General features: G+C 65.1%; 3 protein-coding genes. 1 reads left to right on the top strand and 2 read right to left on the bottom strand.

Annotation, left to right across the window (positions count from 1 at the left end):
* Positions 1–120 precede the first annotated feature (120 nt).
* A complete protein-coding gene (locus FFS21_RS31545) occupies positions 121–2028 on the bottom strand; it encodes a PAS domain-containing hybrid sensor histidine kinase/response regulator (protein WP_137928602.1) in 1908 nt (635 codons plus the stop codon).
* 283 nt (positions 2029–2311) lie between these two features.
* Between FFS21_RS31545 and FFS21_RS31550 the strand changes: the two genes are divergently transcribed.
* Entirely contained in the window at positions 2312–3454 is a 1143-nt protein-coding gene (locus FFS21_RS31550) for a Rieske 2Fe-2S domain-containing protein (protein ID WP_137928603.1), read from the top strand.
* Between the two features lie 28 nt (positions 3455–3482).
* Here the strand turns inward: FFS21_RS31550 and FFS21_RS31555 are convergent.
* On the bottom strand, positions 3483–4543 hold a 1061-nt coding region (locus tag FFS21_RS31555; RefSeq protein WP_249359771.1), incomplete at its 5' end, for an alkene reductase.

Below are 4543 nucleotides of genomic sequence, written 5' to 3' on the forward strand. Positions count from 1 at the left end.
TGTTTGTGGTGGGGGATGGACGGGTTTGGGCGGTGCCTGCTAGCCCATGACCTACCGCTGGTTTTCTCCCATTGCATGGGAGAGGGGAGCAAAACCAGCGGGATTTGTTCGCTATTTACCTCACTCCCCCGCAATCACCTTCAGCAACACATCCAGCTCGATCGGTTTCACCAGGTGCGTATGGAACCCCGCCGCCTTGGTCTGCTCCCGATCCGAGGTCTGGCCGAAGCCGGTGAGCGCCACATACCGTGTATTGGAAAGCGCAGGCATGCCGCGCAGCGCGTGGATCACGGCGAAGCCGTCCATGCCGGGCATGGCAAGGTCGATCAAGGCAACCTCGGGACGGACGCGGGCGGCGGCGTGAATGGCTTCCATGCCGTCGTAGGCGATGGTGACTTCGTGGCCAGACATTTCCAGCAGGATCGACATGCTGTCGGCCGCATCCCGGTTGTCGTCGACGAGCAGGATACGCAGGCGGTGGCCGGGCGTGGTGGCGCCCCCGTCGGGGGGATGAGCGGTGTCGTGTGTCGCGGCCAGCGGTAGCTGCACCGTGAACGCGGCACCCAGCCCCGGCCCCTCACTGGTGGCAGTGATCGAGCCGCCGTGCATTTCCACGAGGGAGCGGCACAGCGACAGACCGATGCCCAGGCCGCCCTGCGCACTGCTGCCGGGGCGATCCTCCTGCACGAACAGGTTGAAAATCGATTCGAGCGAGCTGGAGGAGATGCCACGCCCGTGGTCGATCACCTGAATGACCAGCGTGCGCTGGCGTACCGAGGCGGCCACAGCGATGGCTGCGCCCGGCGCCGAAAATTTCGATGCGTTGAGCAGCAGGTTCTGCATGACCTGGGTGAGCCGCGTCTTGTCGACGAACAGCGGCAAGGCGCCGGCGTCGGTGGTGACCGTGACGGTCTGCGATTTCGCGGCCAGGGCCGGCTCGGCAGCTTCGATGCCGAGGGTCAGGATCTCCGTGGCATCCACGGCTTCGTGACGCAGGTCGATTTTTCCGGCGGCGATGCGGCCGACATCGAGCAGGTCGTCAACCAGCCTCGTCAGGTGCGACATCTGGCGCTCGACCAGTCCCACGCTCTTCTGCATTGCGGCGGAATCGTCCGGGCGCAACTGCATCACCGTCAACGCATTGCGCATGGGCGCCAGCGGGTTGCGCAGTTCGTGCGAGAGCGTGGCCAGGAATTCGTTCATGCGTTGTTCGGATTGCTCCAGTTCCGCCAGCCGCTTGCGCTCGCTCATGTCGCGCGTGACCTTGGCGAAGCCGCGCAAGGCGCGTTTCTCGTCGTAGATGGCCGTGATCGTCACGTTGGCCCAGAACAGCGAACCGTCCTTGCGCACACGCCAGCCTTCGTCCTCGACCCGGCCTACCTCGCGGGCGATGACCAGTTCGCGGCCCGGCTTGTCGGTGGCCAGGTCCTCGGGGGGATAGAACACCGAGAAATGCTTGCCAAGAATCTCGTCGCGGCGATAGCCCTTGATATAGGAGGCGCCCGAGTTCCAGCTGACCACATGGCCGCCCACGTCGAGCATGAAGATGGCGTAGTCCTTGACGCTTTCCACGAGCAGCCGGAACGTCTCCTCGCTCTGGCGCAGTTCATCGGCAGTGCGCCGTTGCTCGGTCATGTCGCGCGTGACCTTGCCAAAGCCAATCAGTTCGCCCTGTTCGTCGTGCAGCGCAGTAATGATGACGTTGGCCCAGAACCGAGACCCATCCTTGCGCAGGCGCCAGCCTTCGTCCTCGAACCGCCCCTGGCGGGCAGCCGCCTCCAGTTCGATGGCCGGCCAGTTGCGGGCGTTGGCCTCGTCGGTATAGAAAACCGAAAAATGCTGGCCGAGGATTTCCTCGCGCGTCCAGCCCTTGATCCGCTGCGCGCCGGGATTCCAGCTGGTGATATGCCCGGTGGCATCGAGCGAGAAGATGGCGTAGTCGGTGATCGACTCCACCAGGGTGCGATACGAGGCAGGGTTCTTGCCGGTCTCGGGGCGAGATCCCGGCGCAGGGGCGGCGCGGGTCATGTCGATACGTACACGACGGTATGTAAGTTGCCGGCAAGCATACCCCCGTTTGCGGCAGGCAGAGGATTCGGACTGAATTGTGTTGCAAATCAGTCGTCCGGACAGGGCGCTACATGGCGCTCCACCCGTTCGGAGGTTGACGCGGCACGTACGCCCCGCCGACGCCAGTCGGATAAAAGCTGACAGACCGCGGCATGGCCGTTACGCTAGAGTCGATTGTCTAAGGGTCCGCACCCATGATCCCGATCCCACAATCTTCACCGCCGCTCCCGGAGACGCCCGCATGTACGCAGAGTCCGCCCTAGACCGCCGTTCCACCGATCCCGTCACGGGAGCGGTGGCCGATGCCTCGGCCGGTTCCGCAAATGCGGTGCGGCCCGAGGCGCCGCCGCGAGACTTGCGCCGCGTGCCGATCCATCCCGACTACTGGTATCCGCTGGCGTGGTCGCGCGAAGTCAAGGCCGGCAAGGCCCATGGCGTGACCTTCGCGGGCGATCCGATCGTGATCGTGCGCACCGCCACGGGCAAGCTGTTCGCGCTGGAAGATCGCTGCGCGCACCGGCAGGTGCCGCTGCATGCTGGCGTGGTGGACGGCGAAGCCATCCGCTGCTGCTACCACGGCTGGACCTACGATTGCTCGGGCCGCTGCATCGACGTGCCCTATCTCGGCAAAGAGCGCCTGCCCAACGGCGTGCGCGCCTATCCGTGCGAAGAGCGCGCCGGGCTGATCTTCGTGTTTCCGGGCAACCCGGCGCTGGCTGCCGAGCAGCCGCTGCCCGAGTTCGCGTCGGTGACCGATCCGAAGTACAAGACTCGCCGCCTGGGCCGTGCAGTGAAGTGCCACTACTCGTTCATGCACGAGAACCTGATGGACATGAACCATCAGTTCCTGCATCGCAAGCAGATGGGCATGATGCGCGCGCGCTCGTTGGGACGGCGCCGTGGCGAGGGCTATGTGGAGGTCGATTACACGTTCGAACGCGAGCAGGGCAAGCAGCCCGTGGGCGAAGCCCTGGTGTTCGGCAAGGACGGGGGGCAGAACAACAAGGACGTGATGACGGTTCGCACCGGCTATCCGTATCAGACGCTGCAGATTCGTACTTCGTCAGGCACGCTGGTGATGGACCTGTGGATTGCCTATGTGCCGCTTGACGCGGCGCAGCGCACCAATCGCACCTTCGGCACGTTGTCGATCCGGCGTCCCGGCGTGCCGTTTGCGCTCGACCTCGCCTGGCCGCTGCTGGTCTGGTTCACCGAACGTATCTTCAAGGAAGACCGCGAGATCGTGGAAATGGAGCAACGTGCCCACGACAGTCAGGGCGAGGACTGGAATCACGAGGTCTTCCCCGTCATCAAGGAATTGCGCGAGCTGCTGCGTGAATGCGGCGCCCGCACCGTGATTCCGATTCACCCCGTGCAGGGGTGAACGTCCTCGTTTCGCTTCGGCGTTTGGCTCAGCTTGCCTGAGCCAGCGTCGGGTAGTCGGTGTAACCGCGTGCACCCAGGCCACCTGTGTCGTACAGCGTGGTCGGGTCTACCGCATTGAGCGCCGCCTGTTGCTGCAGGCGCTCCACCAGATCCGGATTGGCGATGTAGGCGCGCCCGAATGCCACGGCATCGGCGGCGCCGCTGTCCAATGCAGCCTGCGCGGCAGTCTGATCGAAACCGTCATTGGCAATCACCACACCACGGAACGCGCGTTTGAGCGCGGGCAGCAGGGCGCCTTCGCCACGGGTTTCGCGCACGAACAGAAACCCTATGCCGCGTTGGCCCAGCGCCTGCGCAACGTAGCCGAAAGTCTGCGCGGGCTGGGAATCGGACATCGAATGACTGGGTGAACGCGGCGCCAGATGCACGCCCACGCGGTTCGCGCTCCAGACAGCGGTGACGGCATCGGTCACTTCGAGCAGGATGCGCGCGCGGTTTTCCACCGAGCCGCCGTAGGCGTCGTCACGCGCGTTGCTGCCGTCCTGCAGGAACTGGTCGAGCAGGTAGCCGTTGGCCGCGTGGATCGTCACACCGTCAAAGCCGGCTGCCTTGGCATTGGCCGCAGCGCGCCCGAAATCGGCCACCACCGATTGGATTTCCTCCACGGTCAGCGCGCGCGGCACCTCGTACGGACGTTGCGGACGCAGCAGGCTGACGTGGCCATCGGCGGCGATGGCGCTCGGTGCCACCGGCTGGCGGCCCTGCAGCAGGGCGGGATCCGAAATCCGCCCCACGTGCCAGAGCTGCGCCACGATACGGCCACCGGCGCGATGCACGGCATCGGTCACCTGTTTCCAGCCAGCCACCTGCTCGTCGCTCCAGATACCCGGCACGTTGGCATACCCGACGCCGTCCGGGGAGATGGGCACGCCTTCCGAAATCAGCAGCCCGGCACTGGCGCGCTGGGCATAGTACTCGGCCATCACGGCGTTCGGCACATGTACCGGATCGGCCGCACGCAGGCGGGTCAACGGTGCCATGACGATGCGGTTGGGTAGTTGGAAGTCTCCGATCGACAGTGGATCGA

The organism is Cupriavidus sp. 2SB (assembly GCF_005503625.1).
Lineage (GTDB): Bacteria > Pseudomonadota > Gammaproteobacteria > Burkholderiales > Burkholderiaceae > Cupriavidus.